This window comes from Tamlana crocina, from assembly GCF_012037625.1.
Map to the genome: position 1 here is coordinate 1 of NZ_JAAVJS010000318.1, position 414 is coordinate 414.

A 414-nucleotide genomic window follows, 5' to 3' on the forward strand; every position below is an offset into this window, starting at 1 on the left:
CACAATTTGTGCAGGTGATCGAGGAGCGACAGGGATTAAAGATAGGCGCTATTGAAGAAACCGCCTATAAAATGGGCTATATTGACAAAGAACAGCTGCACAGGCTGGCACAACCGCTACTGAAAAGCGGGTACGGAGAATACCTTTTACAACTGGATTAGCATGTTAGAAATTGAGCAAACCCCTTTAAAAGATTGTTTTATTCTTAAGCCTTCTGTTTTCAGGGACCATCGCGGCACTTTTATAGAAAGCTTCAGCCAGAGGCGGTTCGAAGAAGTTACAGGGCTAAATCCGGAATTTGTACAGGATAATCAATCCTCCTCCAAAAAAGGCGTTTTGAGAGGACTTCATTTTCAGAAGGGAAAATATGCTCAATCCAAACTGGTGCGAACGGTGTATGGAAAGGTGCTGGAT

At 43.5% G+C, this 414-nt stretch carries 1 protein-coding gene and 1 pseudogene; both read left to right on the forward strand.

All coding sequences use genetic code 11. The features are described from left to right. A pseudogene (locus HC176_RS20120) lies at positions 1-161 on the forward strand (glucose-1-phosphate thymidylyltransferase); the annotation flags it as partial. Position 162: 1 nt separating this feature from the next. Further along, positions 163-414, forward strand: a 252-nt coding sequence (locus HC176_RS16905; protein ID WP_167920178.1) for a dTDP-4-dehydrorhamnose 3,5-epimerase family protein, incomplete at its 3' end; no start/stop codon positions are given.